General features: G+C 35.3%; 15 protein-coding genes and 1 other annotated feature. Of the genes, 11 read left to right on the top strand and 4 right to left on the bottom strand.

What is annotated here, in order from left to right; genetic code table 11:
• Positions 1-182 precede the first annotated feature (182 nt).
• Positions 183-1,727: an ABC-F family ATP-binding cassette domain-containing protein gene (locus tag RBB48_RS19865; RefSeq protein ID WP_060486909.1), complete on the top strand. Its 1,545-nt coding sequence runs from the start codon at positions 183-185 to the stop codon at positions 1,725-1,727.
• A 446-nt stretch (positions 1,728-2,173) separates the two neighbouring features.
• On the opposite strand, the gene RBB48_RS19860 is transcribed toward RBB48_RS19865, so the two are convergent.
• On the bottom strand, positions 2,174-4,198 hold the full coding sequence (locus tag RBB48_RS19860) for a glycosyl hydrolase family 18 protein (protein WP_306007991.1): 2,025 nt from the start codon (positions 4,196-4,198) through the stop codon (positions 2,174-2,176).
• A 521-nt stretch (positions 4,199-4,719) separates the two neighbouring features.
• Here RBB48_RS19860 and RBB48_RS19855 point away from each other — a divergent pair.
• The 8 genes from RBB48_RS19855 (at position 4,720) to RBB48_RS19820 (ending at position 8,624) form a co-directional block, all read left to right on the top strand.
• Positions 4,720-5,091, top strand: a complete 372-nt coding sequence (locus tag RBB48_RS19855) for a DnaJ family domain-containing protein (RefSeq protein WP_060486911.1) — start codon at positions 4,720-4,722, stop codon at positions 5,089-5,091.
• A gap of 10 nt (positions 5,092-5,101) precedes the next feature.
• Positions 5,102-5,416, top strand: coding sequence for a thioredoxin family protein (locus tag RBB48_RS19850; RefSeq protein WP_088061614.1), 315 nt, complete (start codon positions 5,102-5,104; stop codon positions 5,414-5,416).
• Between the two features lie 13 nt (positions 5,417-5,429).
• Entirely contained in the window at positions 5,430-5,681 is a 252-nt protein-coding gene (locus tag RBB48_RS19845; protein ID WP_060486913.1) for a hypothetical protein, read from the top strand.
• Between the two features lie 125 nt (positions 5,682-5,806).
• Positions 5,807-5,950, top strand: a complete 144-nt coding sequence (locus RBB48_RS19840) for a hypothetical protein (RefSeq protein WP_000817984.1) — start codon at positions 5,807-5,809, stop codon at positions 5,948-5,950.
• 80 nt (positions 5,951-6,030) lie between these two features.
• Positions 6,031-6,612: a TetR/AcrR family transcriptional regulator gene (locus tag RBB48_RS19835; protein WP_048541915.1), complete on the top strand. Its 582-nt coding sequence runs from the start codon at positions 6,031-6,033 to the stop codon at positions 6,610-6,612.
• Between the two features lie 66 nt (positions 6,613-6,678).
• Positions 6,679-7,911 carry an MFS transporter gene (locus tag RBB48_RS19830; RefSeq protein WP_097889298.1) on the top strand — a complete coding sequence of 411 codons (1,233 nt, stop codon included), beginning with the start codon at positions 6,679-6,681 and terminating at the stop codon, positions 7,909-7,911.
• 56 nt (positions 7,912-7,967) lie between these two features.
• Positions 7,968-8,219 (top strand): helix-turn-helix transcriptional regulator, encoded by a 252-nt coding sequence (locus RBB48_RS19825; protein WP_074651450.1) that lies wholly within the window; start codon positions 7,968-7,970, stop codon positions 8,217-8,219.
• Positions 8,220-8,231: 12 nt separating this feature from the next.
• Positions 8,232-8,624, top strand: a complete 393-nt coding sequence (locus RBB48_RS19820) for a hypothetical protein (RefSeq protein ID WP_097907917.1) — start codon at positions 8,232-8,234, stop codon at positions 8,622-8,624.
• A 44-nt stretch (positions 8,625-8,668) separates the two neighbouring features.
• Here RBB48_RS19820 and RBB48_RS19815 read toward each other — a convergent pair whose 3' ends face one another.
• On the bottom strand, positions 8,669-9,952 hold the full coding sequence (locus RBB48_RS19815; RefSeq protein ID WP_000738835.1) for an MFS transporter: 1,284 nt from the start codon (positions 9,950-9,952) through the stop codon (positions 8,669-8,671).
• A 107-nt stretch (positions 9,953-10,059) separates the two neighbouring features.
• Positions 10,060-11,373, bottom strand: a complete 1,314-nt coding sequence (locus RBB48_RS19810; protein WP_306007990.1) for an alkaline phosphatase family protein — start codon at positions 11,371-11,373, stop codon at positions 10,060-10,062.
• A gap of 154 nt (positions 11,374-11,527) precedes the next feature.
• Here RBB48_RS19810 and RBB48_RS19805 point away from each other — a divergent pair, with 154 nt between their 5' ends.
• The gene (locus RBB48_RS19805; protein ID WP_306007989.1) at positions 11,528-11,821 is read left to right on the top strand and encodes a YesK-like family protein; all 294 of its coding nucleotides are present in this window, start codon (positions 11,528-11,530) and stop codon (positions 11,819-11,821) included.
• 93 nt (positions 11,822-11,914) lie between these two features.
• Positions 11,915-12,121: a binding site (T-box leader), on the top strand.
• Positions 12,122-12,167: 46 nt separating this feature from the next.
• Positions 12,168-13,598: a proline--tRNA ligase gene (gene proS, locus RBB48_RS19800; RefSeq protein WP_088061622.1), complete on the top strand. Its 1,431-nt coding sequence runs from the start codon at positions 12,168-12,170 to the stop codon at positions 13,596-13,598.
• A gap of 114 nt (positions 13,599-13,712) precedes the next feature.
• Here the strand turns inward: proS and RBB48_RS19795 are convergent.
• Positions 13,713-13,987, bottom strand: a 275-nt coding sequence (locus RBB48_RS19795; RefSeq protein WP_306007988.1) for an LPXTG cell wall anchor domain-containing protein, incomplete at its 5' end; no start/stop codon positions are given.

Genomic DNA, 13,987 nt, shown 5'->3' with positions numbered 1-13,987 from the left:
CCCATTTTTAACGATTAAGCTAAATTGAAGACAGCAGGTAAAGAACCTTAATCCTTTTTTACGATAATATGTAATGGGTAAGGTGTATTCACCTTACCCATTTTTTATATGCACAATTAAATAAGGCTTTTTACTATTGCTCTCTATTTAGCTTATGAACCATAAGTAGAGGAGAGAAAAAAATGAGTATATTAACAGTAGAAAATTTAAGTCATTCATATGGTGAGAAAACCATTTTATATAATGCGTGTTTTCGACTATTAAAGGGCGAGCATGTTGGGTTAGTTGGGAAAAATGGAATTGGAAAATCAACATTGTTAAGGATTTTAACAGGAGAACTTATACATGATGACGGAAACATTGAATGGTTTCCACATGTGAAGATAGGTTTTTTACAGCAGCATATGGATTTACAAGAGGGGATAACAATTGAAGGATACTTACAAAGTGCATTTTCTAATTTGTATAGGATTGAATGCGAAATGTTAAAAATTGCTGAAGAAATGAATGGAGCAGGAGAAGTAGAAAAACTGTTAGTAAAGTATGGAGAATTACAAACTATATTGGAAAGCTCTAATTTCTATCAAATTCATACAGAAATTGAAGAAGTAGCAATCGGTTTAGGTTTATTTGAAATAGGGTTGAAAAAGGATGTTTCAAAGTTAAGTGGAGGACAGCGAACAAAGTTATTACTTGGGAAGCTCCTTTTAGAAAAAGCTGATGTTTTATTGCTAGATGAGCCAACAAATTATTTAGATACAGCCCATATAGAATGGTTGCAATCGTATTTGAGACTGTATGAAAAAGCTTATGTGATCATTTCACATGACGAAGTATTTTTGAACAGTATTACGAATGTTATTTATCATCTAGAAGAACGGAAAGTGAAGCGGTACGTAGGAAATTATGAAAAATTTGTGCAAAGTTATCAATTGCAAAGGAAACAATTACAATCGGCGCATGCGAAACAGCAAAAAGAAATTGCTCAGTTAGAAACATTTATTCAAAAAAATAAAATTCGAAAAGCGAAACAGGCCAAAAGTCGAGAGAAAGTATTGGAGAAAATGCAAAGGATTGAAAAGGTTAATCATGTACCTCGATCCCGTTTTGATTTCAATGTTTATGAGGAGCCAGTTAGTCGCATATTACAGGCTGAAAAACTAAGGATAGGATATAGTTCTCCGTTATGTCCAGAATTGAATTTGCAAGTAAAAAAAGGAGAAAAGATAGCGATTGTTGGTCATAATGGGATTGGAAAAACGACAATGTTAAAAACGTTATTAGGTCAAATAAAGCCGCTAAGCGGTTCAATTTCTATTGGAGAACGAGTAAATCCTGCTTATTTTGCGCAGGAAGAGTTTGCTTCAGAAACAACACCATTAGAAAAAGTTTGGGCAGAACGACCAGATATGACAAAGAAAGAAGTACGCCAAGCATTAGCAAAGTGTGGATTGAAAGAAGAACATGTATTAAAACCTATTCGTTTATTAAGCGGCGGGGAACAAACGAAAGTACGTTTATGTGAACTTATCGTAACGAAAAGCAATGTTTTAATTTTAGATGAACCGACTAATCATTTGGATATAGAAACAAAGAAGTCTTTGCAGGAAGCGTTACAACAATATAAAGGAACAGTTTTACTTGTCTCACATGAGCCTTCTTTCTATGAAGCATGGATAACAAAAGTATGGAATATAGAAGAATGGGATGCTGAACGATATGAATAAAGAAAAGGCATTAGCTTGTATAAGCTAATGCCTTTTCTTTGTGATTAACATGATTTTCGAGAACTCTTACATGAGAATTGTATGAAGAAGCACTCTTATGGTGCGCTTATAAGCGTGCTTTTTCTTATGTTATGTTTATATTTAGATGCCTTTCCCTAATAGGCGACTATCTTTCTTTGTATATATAGATAGTTTGAAATGGAATGAAAATAATTCCTATATGTAAAGGATAATGTGATTAGTATGGGAAGACAATAGAACTTAAAGGAAATTCATGTAAAATTCAGATGAACTTCACACGAACTTCATATTAGAAACCAAATATAATTATAATAGGTTATTGCAATTATAATTGGTGATTTTTCATAACATTAAAAGTTTGAATTTAGGATAGAGCACTCAAACCTAAATTCAAACTTTAGTGAAATAATTAATGGAGGTTACGCTTAGTTTTCGCTAATGGATGCATTTACAAGTTCGGCGGGAGTGCCTGTTCCTGCCCCTCCGATTGTAACGGATCCACCAGGAGGAATTTCACCATTCCATCCTGCATTCGTAATTACGTAATGATTATTTATTTTACTACTAATTTTAGAATCCCAAACTTGTGTTAAATTGCCGTTATAATCAAATTCTAATTTCCAGTTTTTAATAGGGGTCGTTCCACTATTTTTAATTACAATCGAGAAGTTGTAACCACTTCCCCAATTTGAAGTGACTGAAAAGGTAGCATTACCATTTCCACCAGGGGGTGTTGTATCAGTATCATCTGTTTTTACAATGATAGAAGTAGGCTGTGATTTATTCCCGGCAGCATCTTTTGCAATTATTGAAAATGTGTATTCGGTATTAGATTTTAAGTTTTTGATTGTAATGCTATTTGTTGTTGTACTCCATTTCTCTTCTCCGGCAGTAATTTCATATTCCGTAACTCCTACGTTATCAGTAGATGCAGTCCAGTTTAATTGAACGGAGTTTGAATTTTTATTTGTAACAGCAATATTTTTTACGTTTGTTGGGGGCTCAGTATCTTTTTGAGTAATAGGTCCACCAAGTAATTCTTTTACTAACGTATCAAGCAATTTTGGTCCACTGCAACTATATTTTGGACTTGTACGGCAATCCCCGCTTAGTTCCCAAAACATTGCGCCACTTAGACCCTTTGTCTTTATATAGTCTGTTTTATATTTCATAGATTCGTTGTCATCATAGCTAATAAACGTGCCTGTAGTCGCATTATATAAATAAGGTACTTTCGCTACATCGTTCCAGTGGCGAACAAAACCATTTTTATTAACATAATTAGCTGTTAAATCACCATAATCGTACACACCTGTGTCACCGGTAGAATAATCATCCCAAGTACCTTTAGAAGCGAGCTTTCCGTCACTACCTGGTTTACAAGGTTGGTATTGCCCATTATTTTCTTTTCCGCAACTTTTCCATCCACGTCCGTAAAAAGGTACACCTAATACGAGTTTATCCGCTGGAACCCCTTCATTTGTATAAATGTCTATCGCACCATCTACATAAAATTTTGTATCCGCTGCTGGGTCATTTGGATCTTTGTATAGTGCTGCATTATGGTTAGAAGTAGCTTCCCATCCACCGTGGAAATCATATGTCATAATATTAATCCAATCAAGTATTTGAGAGATCTTCTTTAGCTCTGTATGATCCGCATAACGTTGGCTTGCACCTGATGCGATTGTTAGTAAATATTGTTTCCCATCTTCTGCAGTAGCTTTCGTTAATGCATTTCGAACATCTTGAAGGAGTAGGGTGAAGTTTTGCTTATCTTCAGGACGATAACTACCACCAGGAATCGTTTCAACACCCGGATATTCCCAATCTAAATCAACGCCGTCAAATCCATATTCACGAAGAAAAGCTACTGTAGATTCAGCGAATACTTTTCTTGTTTTTTCATCAGCTGCCATATCAGAAAAGCGGTTAGACCAAGTCCAGCCACCAACTGAAATAATTGTTTTTAAGTGAGGATACTTAGCTTTTAATCGTTTCAGTTCTCCGAAATTTCCACAACGGGCGTATTTATCACAATCTTCCCAAGTTGTACCTGATCCCGGATAAGATTTTGTGACATCAGCCCATGGTTCACCGAGTACGAGAGTGCCATTAGGAACCTCTTTATTTTGCAGTGGTACACCAGACTCTTTACAGTTCCACGTTTGTTTATTTGGATTATCGGGGTGAGTAGAAGGGTTTCCATGTTTTCCATTCCAGCAAATATCAGCGAAAGCATAGTTTAAATGAGTTAGCTTTGATGCATCAATGTCTGCAACTTGATAATTACGTCCGTAAATGCCCCATGAAGGAAAATACCCAACAATTTTTTGACCTTGCTTTGGTGAATCTGCTAATGCAACATTTGGAGTAATAAAGTTTGTAAGAAAAAGAGGTAAGAAGAGTAGTAGGGATAGTAATAGCAGTGTGAATTTTTTGGAGCTCATAGTCATTTCTCCTTTCAAAATAAAAGATATATTTAAAGGCATGCGCCAATAAACCAAAGTGAATCTAGACGTATGAAACGTCTAGATAAAGTGAAACTTTAATCAGTGGGGGGCTTCATCCCCCACTGATTATCAGCCCTCACCAATCGGACTTTTATGGGCAGTTGATCCCCCACCTAACTTCTTTGCTTTCGCTAAATTTTGAGGTGGGGGTCTTACTGCCCATTAAAGCGGATAAAAATGATAAGACATCACGAAGTCTATACAAGGGAGCTGGGGGTGATTAAATCGTAGCAAATGTAAGATTTAGTGTAAACGCTTTATTTGATTCAAAAAGATTTTCTCAATATGAAATGGCTCTAACACAGACTACACATGGAAATAAAATATTGATTAGGGAGGAAAAGGCTTCTTGTAATTAAATTTGAGAAAAAATTGTATGAAGTCAATTTGTAATAGCGTAGCAAGATGAGAAAATATCATGTGAAATAATAGTAAAAATATGTAAAGGAGCGAATGGTGTGGATGTCTTTTTGAACATTGCTGAAGAAAAAATTCGACAAGCAATACGGAATGGAGACCTTGATCATATTCCGGGAAAAGGAAAACCACTACAATTAGAAGACCTTTCAATGGTACCTCCAGAACTTAGAATGAGTTATAAAATCTTAAAAAATGCGGGTATGATTCCACCAGAAATGGAACTACAAAAAGATATATTAAAAATAGAAGACTTAATTGCGTGCTGTTATGATGAAGCAGAGAGAAAAAAATTACAAGAAGAGTTAACGGCAAAAATGCTGCGTTTTCAGCAGGTAATGGAAAAGAGAAAGATTAAAGAGAGTTCAGCTTTTCGTATGTATCAGGATAAAGTATTTCGTAAATTACGCTAAGAGGGATAAGATGAATAAATTTGAAACGATAGAAGAATTAGCGACACATATTGAAGAACAACAATTAGTACTGCTCTTTATTAAAACGGAAAATTGTGGTGTTTGTGATGTTATGCTAAGAAAAGTAAATGGTCTATTAGAGAATTATGATTACGTAGAGAAAGTGGAAATATTACTACAAGACATGCAAGAGATTGCGGGGCGTTATGCAGTGTTTACAGGGCCAACAGTTTTATTATTTTATAATGGAAAAGAGATCCTTCGTGAATCGCGCTTCATTTCACTTGAAAATTTAGAGAGAACCATTCAATTATTCGAAGATTAAGGGAGGCTTTTATATGGAATTTATTATTGTCATACTATTATTTGTTGTAGTTGGAACGATCGTAACGGCAGTTCGATCAAACAAAAAGAAGGTAAATCTTACGAAACAAAATAACATTCATAATTCATCTAACAGTTCGTCACCATTATTTTTCTTTGCTGGATCTGATAATGATAGCTCGCATGGAGGTTCACATGATTGTGGAGGATCTTTCGGTGGAGATAGCGGAGGCAGCTGCGATGGCGGCGGAGGTGGCGGTGATTGATGAAAATGCGCCTTATATAGGCGTATTTCTTTTTAAACAAACGTTTGATTAGTTGGCTTACATATGCATAAAAACAGTTAAACAAACGTTTGATTAATATTTTTAACGTACTAAGGGGAATAGAAATGAAAAGGGAACCGAAAGTGAAAAATAAGGGGAAAGTAGTGTTATTTTTATTAGCTGCGGGAGGCGTATTTCTTGTTAAATTAGGATTTAAAATTGGAATAATACATATGATTCGAACGTGGTTTGAAAGTACGTTTTCTTAAATAAGGAATATAGCCTCTTGTAATAGAGGTTTTTAATTTGTTATTATTAGACTGAACGGTCGGTTTAAAGAGGTGTAAATATGAGAAGAAGTGCAGAAGAGATAAAGAAAGAAATTGCATATAAAGCAGAAAGTCTGTTTTCACAGAAGGGTTATGCAGCTACATCTATGGAAGAGATTTGTGAAATTACAAAGCGAAGTAAAGGAAGCATTTATTATCACTTTAAAAGTAAAGAAGAATTATTTTTATTTGTAGTGAAACAGCATACGTATGATTGGCTTGAAAAATGGAATGAAAAAGAGAAGTTGTATAGTACGAATACTGAAAAACTATATGGTCTCGCGGAATATCATGTCGAGGACATACAGCAACCCATTTCAAATGCAATAGAGGAATTCTCTATGAGCCAAGTTGTAAGTAAAGAGATTTTGGATGAACTATTGGCTTTAACTAGAGAATCATATGTTATGTTTGAGAAACTAATTGAAGCAGGTATACAGTCTGGAGAGTTTCGTGAAGATAGTACGCGCGACCTTATGTATATTGTGAATGGATTATTATCAGGGCTTGGAGTACTTTACTACGAGTTAGATTATAAAGAGCTGCAACGTATTTATAAAAAGGCAATAGATGTATTGTTAAAAGGAATGGCAGCTGAATAATAAGTCAGTTGCTTTTCTTACAAAACAAATTAGACCGAACGGTCGGTTTATGAAAGGGGAATGAAAATGAACGCTTTATTTAAAAACCGAGCATTTATGCTCGTTATGGCATCTGATATTTTACAACAATTTGCAATTTGGATCAGAAATATGGCTCTTTTGTATTTCATAATGGAGCGAACGAATAATGATCCAGTTTCAGTTTCGTTGTTATCGGTTATGGAATATGCACCTATTTTTATTTTCTCGTTTATCGGTGGGGCGCTAGCTGATCGCTGGAATCCGAAAAGAACGATGGTTGCTGGAGATGTGTTAAGTGTACTGTCTATTGTAGGAATTGTCTTGTTGTTAAAGCTGGATTATTGGCAGGCTATATTTTTTGCAACACTCATTTCCGCGATCGTAGGCCAATTTTCTCAGCCATCATCTTCGCGTATATTTAAGCGCTACGTAAAAGAAGAGCAGGTAGCAAATGCGATTGCATTTAACCAAACATTACAGTCATTATTTATGATTTTTGGACCAGTGGTAGGATCACTTGTGTATACACAACTTGGTTTATTTACGTCACTATATAGCTTAATCATTTTATTTTTGTTATCTGCTATTGCTCTTTCGTTTTTACCAAAATGGGTGGAACAAGAGCAAGTGGCGAGAGATTCATTAAAAAATGATATAAAAGAAGGATGGAAATACGTTCTTCATACGAAAAATTTACGTATGATTACGATCACTTTCACCGTTATGGGCTTAGCTGTTGGATTAACGAATCCATTAGAAGTGTTTCTTGTAATAGAGCGTCTTGGAATGGAAAAGGAAGCAGTTCAATATTTAGCCGCAGCTGATGGGATAGGTATGTTAATCGGTGGTATTGTTGCTGCAGTTTTCGCTTCAAAAGTGAACCCGAAAAAGATGTTTGTATTCGGTATGAGCATATTAGCAATGTCATTTTTAGTAGAAGGGCTATCTACATCATTTTGGATTACTAGTTTCATGAGGTTTGGAACAGGTATTTGTTTAGCTTGTGTTAATATCGTTGTCGGTACGCTTATGATTCAACTTGTACCAGAAAATATGATTGGAAGAGTAAATGGAACAATTTTACCACTGTTTATGGGGGCAATGTTAATCGGAACTTCACTAGCTGGAGGATTGAAGGAGATGACCTCACTAGTTACTGTATTTTGTATAGCAATGGCACTTATTTTATTTGCGATAGGGCCAGTTCTACGCATGCAAATAAATAAAGAAGATGTCGCTAATAAAGAGGAACTAACAAATTCGTTAGCTTCGAAATAATCATTGTAAGGGAGCAGGATTGCTCCCTTTTCTTGTGGCAATCTTTTGACAATGACATGCCCCAACTATATACTGATGATGTAAAAACGAGTTTACAGGTTAGGAGAAATGGTGTGAAAAATCAAATCTATGAATTACGCACTGAAAACAATATTTCACAAGGTGCATTGGCTGATAAGTGTAAAGTTTCTAGACAGACGATAAATGCAATTGAGAATAATAAATATGATCCAAGCTTAGCGTTAGCATTCCGTTTAGCTGAAGTATTAGGAACAACTGTTGATAAACTATTTTTGTACAAGTTGTAGGGGGAGTAGTTGTTGGGGAAAGAGAAAATAAGCCTTGTAGTTACGGCATTAGTAGCTATAAGTACGTTAGTGTTTGCACTTTATTATTGGTTAACTGAACTTCAAGTAAACTGGTATGCACTATTTATTTGTAGCATCGCATTACATTATATGTTTAAAAGTTTGGCATCGCATAATGTGGAAGGGACAACGGAGGAGAAAGAAGATGTAGAAAAACATGTATTAAAAATAAGTGCAAATGTTACGTATTATGTACTTGTTGTATTAATTTTTGGTTTGTTTTTCGCATCGGTAGGTTTTAATAAATGGATTGATTTTCATAACATACCGCTTTTGTTTGCGTTATGCGCTGCGATAGTTGTAAAGCCGGCTGTAGAATTTTTAATTGTAAGATGTTATCGCTAAAAATAAAGAAAAGATCCTCTTCTCATGAGAAGAGGATCTTTTTCTTATAGCGTTTTAGTTTTTGGACTAGGTGGTGTAACGGACGTATCATTTTCGGGAACTCTAGTTAGTAAGAATCCACCGATAACGAACAGTACAATAATACTAAGGACACCAGCGTTGGTTTTTCCTGTTAATTGCGTTGTAACACCGACTAATACTGGACCCATAATTGCCGCGAATTTACCAAAGATATTATAAAATCCGAAGAATTCATTTGCAGATTCTTTTGGTACTAGTTTTGCAAAATAGGACCGACTAAGTGCTTGAATACCACCTTGAGAAGTGGCAACTAACATTGCTAAAATCCAGAAATCGAGTGTCGTTTTTAAGAAATAAGCATATATGCAGATAATGATATAAATAATAATACCGACGTATAGCATTTTTTTACCTGTAAATGTTTCTGATAACTTTCCGTATAATAAGGCGAATGGACAAGCTACAATTTGTGTGACAAATAAGATGATTAATAGATTCGTTGCACTAATACCGAGATCTGTTCCGTAAGCGGTAGACATAGTAATAATTGTATCGACCCCGTCAATGTAGAAGAAGTAAGCGATTAGGAACATAAATACAGTTTTATATTCTTTAATATTTTTAAAAGTATCAGCAAGGCGTTTGAAGCTCATTGCAATTGGTCTTGGATGACGTTCAATATAATGTGTTTGCTCTACATTTTTTAGCATTGGAATTGTAAATAATCCCCACCAAAGAGCTGTTATTGCGAACGAAATTTGACTAGCAATGCCGACTGATAAAGGGATAGTTCCTTTTTGAGCAAGAATAATAAGAGCGATACAACCGATAAAAGGAATTGTGCTTCCAATATAACCTAATGCAAAGCCTCTTGTAGAAATTCGGTCCATTCTATCTTTAGAGGTAACATCTACTAAAAATGCATCATAAAAAATGTTTGCTCCCGCAAAACCGACTAATGCGAGCATATAGCAGCCTAGTAATAAGTACCACTGAGATGTTGGGACGACTGCTAGCATACTTGTAAATACGATACCGAGTCCAAAGAAGAATGTGAAAAATCGTTTTTTAAATCCTTTATAATCAGCAACTGTGCCGAGAATAGGAGCAAGTATAGAAATTAAAAGTGTAGCGAAAGAGTTTGCATATCCCCAATATGCCGTTGAAGTTGCACCAGATAGTCCGGCTTCTTTTGCAGCTGCTTTAAAGTAAATTGGGAATAATGCAGTTGTAATGACGAGCGAATATACCGAGTTCGCCCAATCGTATAATATCCAGCTTTTTTCTTGTCTGGACATTTTTTTCATATAATGTTCCCCCTTAAATTGTTCTACTAACAGTGTACAAAAATAAAAATTATAAAAAGAGAAACAGTGATGATTTTTACATAACTTTTACATATATACACAGTTCTTTACAATTGAAGTAAATCCTCTACAATTGATCCGTCTGTTTCACCTAAGTGTAAACCGAGTAGTCTAGCGATAGTTGGACCTTCATCAATAAGTCTCATGTACGGAATGGTAACGCCGCTTTTTATCCCTTTCCCAGCAGCGATAAAAATTGTTTCATAGTTAGGTTTTGTTGGAGAGTATCCATGCGTACCAAATGTATATTTTTTACTGGGCGTAACATCTTTTTCAGTAATTTCTTTTATAAAATCGCCTGTATAGTTTTCAGTGAAATAATATCCTTCTTGTGCTTCCAACATAAATAAACAATTACCATCTGCACCGCAGTCTTTTGCAGCTTCATCATGAAGCATAAATTCAATACCGTTTTGTTTATTTTGAAGTAACTCTTCAAGTAGTAGTTGTACTTTTCGAATTGTATCCGTATCATTTTTGTCTTTCACATATACATAGGCAGAGCCGTCGCAACTTTGGCAATAGACCTTCCAGTCTACTAATTTTCCTTTTGAATTTATAGATATAAGCCCATTTTGATGAAATAGTACATTTAATTGAATGGCTTTGTTTTCACTTAAAGCGCTATGATCACCGAGAGCGATAATTGTACTTTCTTCGTATAGGTCACTGTCTTTTAAAGCTTGAATAATTTTTCCTAGCCGTTCATCATGTCTATGGATAGCAGCTATTGTTTCGTTAGATTCAAAGCCGTGATAGTGTCTTTGAGTGTCTAAATCGGTGAAATGTATAAACATGACATTAGGCTTCTTCGTCTGGATTGTATGCACAGCAGATGCAAGTACGAAATCATCGAGTTCAGGCTGTGATAAGCCATTTCTTATATGACCAAAACGCTGATTCAAATCTAATTGATATAGTGGGCTACCGCTAAATAATGAAACTAAGATTTGATTTTGCCACGGTCTATTTGGAAAAATTTCAGGTAAATTGTAATCAATATTTGCTCTGCCGGTAACAGGCCATAGAAGGGCAGCTGTCGTTAAATTTGCTTTATGTGCTTCATCGTATAACGTTGTTCCTTTAATGGATTTTCGGTACCAATGCCAATCTGGTGACTCGCGTCCAGGTTGAAGTAACGTATTGCTAACTACGCCATGTTTATTAGGGTAGTTTCCAGTAACGATTGTTGAGTGACTTGGATATGTTACAGAAGGATAAATAGGTTCCACTTTTCTCGCTATCGCGCCCTTGTTTATTAATGTTTGAAAATTAGGGAGTTTTTGTAATATAGGAAAATCTAAAGCTGATAAGCAATCGAAAGATAAAATAATGACGTGATTTGTTAATGCTTTATCCATAAAGTTCCCTCCTGATTATATAAAACCTATTCTTATATATTACTATTAATACCTAGTAATAAAAATATATTTCTAGGTAAAAATTTATTATTTATTTTCAGAAAAATTAAACATATAATTAAGTATAAGGGAATGAATGGAAGGAGGGAATACTATGGATTGGCTAGATGGATTTAGTATCTTTTACATAATTGGCGGAATTACGATTATCCTTGTATTTACTATTTCGTATTTACTAAAGAAACGGTTTCCAAACAAACAGTTCGATATTATATTTGCACTTAGTTTAATACTTCTTTGCTTAGTATCCTTTCCCGTTACAATGATGGTGATTGGTGGATGGGAAGGAATGGGATATGGATTTATTGGTTTCTTCGTTCTACTTGGTACACTTATCGGTATGATTGCACATCAACTGGTAAAAATCTCGCGAAAAAGCTACGTATAAAACTGCAGAAAATGAAAAGAATATATAAAAATGAGAAAATTAGCTATTGTTTAAAAAAAGAATTTGTATTATGATAATCAACAAATTTATTTCGTTATAACGATGAAAAAGGACTAGTACATGTTCAACCTTTTTAGCAGAGAGAGAATCCGCTAGGCTGAAAGATTCTTAAAAAGGCGATATGGAACCTACCTTTGCGTTCTGCATATGCAGCGGGAATTTCCCGTTATCAAAAAGAGAGCATGCACAATTTTTGTGCATGAATCAGGGTGGTAACGCCGGCAAAGCTCGGTCCCTATTTAGGGACACGGGCTTTTTTGTATTTTCAAAAGGAGGAAGATTGACTATGGCAAAAGAACAAGTACAAGCGATTACGAAGATGGAAGAGGATTTTGCACAGTGGTACACAGATATTGTAAAAAAAGCAGAACTTGTTGATTATTCAAGTGTAAAAGGATGTATGATTCTACGTCCGTACGGTTATGCCTTATGGGAAAATATGCAGAAAGTTATGGATGAAAAGTTAAAAGCAACTGGTCATGAAAATGTATATATGCCAATGTTTATCCCAGAGAGCTTATTGCAAAAAGAGAAGGATCATGTAGAAGGATTTGCTCCTGAAGTAGCATGGGTGACACATGGCGGGGATGAAAAATTAGCGGAGAGACTTTGTGTACGCCCTACATCTGAAACTTTATTCTGTGAGCATTTTTCAAAAATTGTGCAATCCTATAATGATTTGCCAAAGCTATATAATCAGTGGTGTTCAGTAGTTCGTTGGGAGAAAACAACGAGACCATTCCTTCGTACAACGGAATTCTTATGGCAAGAGGGCCATACAATTCATGAAACAGCAGAAGAATCGCAAGCTGAAACGTTACATATTTTAAATCTATATGCTTCTTTCTGTGAAGATTATTTAGCGATACCAGTAATTAAAGGGCAAAAAACAGAAAAAGAAAAGTTTGCAGGAGCAAAGGCAACTTATACGATCGAAAGTTTAATGCATGATGGGAAAGCACTTCAAACAGGAACATCCCATAACTTTGGAACGAATTTCTCTGAAGCATTTGATATTAAATTTTTAGATCGCAACGGTAAGTGGCAATATGTACACCAAACATCTTGGGGTGTATCAACAAGAATGATAGGTGGACTTATTATGGTTCATAGCGATAATAATGGTCTTGTAATGCCTCCTAAAGTTGCACCAGTGCAAGTTGTTATTGTACCAATTGCGCAGCATAAGGAAGGAGTTTTAGCGAAAGCAACAGAGTTACAAGAACATATTCAAAAGGTTGCACGAGTAAAAATAGATGCTAGTAATAAAACACCAGGCTGGAAATTTAATGAGTATGAAATGAAGGGTATTCCAATTCGATTAGAAGTTGGTCCTAAAGATATTGAAAAGAATCAAGTTGTACTTGTAAGAAGAGATACGAAAGAAAAAGAATTTATATCAATAGATCAATTAGAAGAGCGTATTCCAGCACTACTTGAGGAAATTCATAATTCTTTATTTAATAAGGCAAAAGTATTTCGCGATGAGAATACGTATAGTGTGACGAATTTCGAAGAGATGAAAAAAGTAGCTGATGAAAAGCAAGGATTTATTAAGGCAATGTGGTGCGGAGAATTAGCTTGTGAAGAGAAACTAAAAGAAGAAGTTGGAGTATCTTCTCGCTGTATGCCTTTTGAGCAAGAGCATTTAGCTGACGAATGTATTTGTTGTGGTAAAGAAGCTAAACAAATGGTGTATTGGGGAAAAGCGTATTAATGCTTTTTTGATAGATGATAAAAAGGACTTTGGGCTGCATAATAAAATGCAATCCAAAGTCCTTTTTAGTTTTGCAATTTGTTTCATGTATGTTTTAGATGGAAGGATGTGTTTTTATTTTGCGTTTTTACGGCGAATAAATAGTAACATACCGATTAGGAATGTTGAAAGTCCCATTAAAATAGATGCAGGATAATGTGTTGCCGTATTAGGTAACTTATCGCCTTGTTCTTTCGCATTATCTTTTACATTGCCACCTTGAGAGCCATTGCCACCCTGAGAACCGCTATCGTCTTTAACGCGGTTGCCGCCTTGAGAGCCATTGCCACCCTGAGAACCGCTATCGTCTTTAACGCGGTTGCCGCCTTGAGAGCCATTACCACCTTGAG

This window comes from Bacillus sp. MMSF_3353 (assembly GCF_030733445.1).
Taxonomy (GTDB): Bacteria; Bacillota; Bacilli; order Bacillales; family Bacillaceae_G; genus Bacillus_A; species Bacillus_A wiedmannii.
The sequence above is the reverse complement of the archived record's forward strand: the minus strand, read 5'-3'. Positions and strand labels throughout refer to the sequence as shown.

What these genes read in the sequence shown, in the direction of transcription:
- RBB48_RS19850 (WP_088061614.1), top strand. Translation starts at nt 5,102, where the DNA reads ATGAATAAATTTGAAACGATAGAAGAATTAGCGACACATATTGAAGAA.
- RBB48_RS19830 (WP_097889298.1), top strand. Translation starts at nt 6,679, where the DNA reads ATGAACGCTTTATTTAAAAACCGAGCATTTATGCTCGTTATGGCATCT.
- proS (WP_088061622.1), top strand. Translation starts at nt 12,168, where the DNA reads ATGGCAAAAGAACAAGTACAAGCGATTACGAAGATGGAAGAGGATTTT.
- RBB48_RS19805 (WP_306007989.1), top strand. Translation starts at nt 11,528, where the DNA reads ATGGATTGGCTAGATGGATTTAGTATCTTTTACATAATTGGCGGAATT.
- RBB48_RS19815 (WP_000738835.1), bottom strand. Translation starts at nt 9,952, where the DNA reads ATGAAAAAAATGTCCAGACAAGAAAAAAGCTGGATATTATACGATTGG.
- RBB48_RS19835 (WP_048541915.1), top strand. Translation starts at nt 6,031, where the DNA reads ATGAGAAGAAGTGCAGAAGAGATAAAGAAAGAAATTGCATATAAAGCA.
- RBB48_RS19840 (WP_000817984.1), top strand. Translation starts at nt 5,807, where the DNA reads ATGAAAAGGGAACCGAAAGTGAAAAATAAGGGGAAAGTAGTGTTATTT.
- RBB48_RS19810 (WP_306007990.1), bottom strand. Translation starts at nt 11,373, where the DNA reads ATGGATAAAGCATTAACAAATCACGTCATTATTTTATCTTTCGATTGC.
- RBB48_RS19865 (WP_060486909.1), top strand. Translation starts at nt 183, where the DNA reads ATGAGTATATTAACAGTAGAAAATTTAAGTCATTCATATGGTGAGAAA.
- RBB48_RS19825 (WP_074651450.1), top strand. Translation starts at nt 7,968, where the DNA reads ATGCCCCAACTATATACTGATGATGTAAAAACGAGTTTACAGGTTAGG.
- RBB48_RS19845 (WP_060486913.1), top strand. Translation starts at nt 5,430, where the DNA reads ATGGAATTTATTATTGTCATACTATTATTTGTTGTAGTTGGAACGATC.
- RBB48_RS19860 (WP_306007991.1), bottom strand. Translation starts at nt 4,198, where the DNA reads ATGAGCTCCAAAAAATTCACACTGCTATTACTATCCCTACTACTCTTC.